General features: G+C 50.6%; 2 tRNA genes. Both read left to right on the forward strand.

What is annotated here, in order from left to right:
* Positions 1 to 26: 26 nt before the first annotated feature.
* Positions 27 to 103: transfer RNA gene (locus ACFOKJ_RS04700), tRNA-Ile, on the forward strand.
* Between the two features lie 117 nt (positions 104 to 220).
* A tRNA-Ala gene (locus tag ACFOKJ_RS04705) sits at positions 221 to 296 on the forward strand.
* The last annotated feature ends 273 nt before the right edge of the window (positions 297 to 569 follow it).

A 569-nucleotide genomic window follows, 5' to 3' on the forward strand; every position in this document is an offset into this window, starting at 1 on the left:
TTTTGCTCAACATCGGGAAGTAGACTGGGTTTGTAGCTCAGCCGGTTAGAGCACCGTCTTGATAAGGCGGGGGTCGTTGGTTCGAGTCCAACCAGACCCACCAGTAAACCTGTCGCGAGACAGATTTGCAGTAAGCGATAAAGCCGAAAGACAAGGCGCGAGGGAGCGACATGTACAGCTGTACATGAGCGACCGAGCAACGCGGTATTTCGGATTTAGCGGGGGATTAGCTCAGCTGGGAGAGCACCTGCTTTGCAAGCAGGGGGTCGTCGGTTCGATCCCGTCATCCTCCACCACCCACCCAATGCAAACACAAGCAGATTCATTGCCGAGGCAATGAGTAAGTTTCTGTTTGCGTTGTAAAACGCCCGATCTTTAACAAATTGAAGAAGCCAATTCAAGCGGCGAAATGAACGGATAAGTTAACTCTGATCCGAACAAATCGCCGACTTGGGTAGAAGATAGTATCAAGTGCTGTGTACGCCTTAGTGCGCAGCACCACGCAACACTTTGTCATGAAGAGCCGCAAGGTATCTGAAATGATAGAGTCAAGCGACTAAGTGCATCTG

Origin of the sequence: Vogesella amnigena, assembly GCF_042648905.1 — a bacterium.
Taxonomy (GTDB): domain Bacteria; phylum Pseudomonadota; class Gammaproteobacteria; order Burkholderiales; family Chromobacteriaceae; genus Vogesella; species Vogesella amnigena.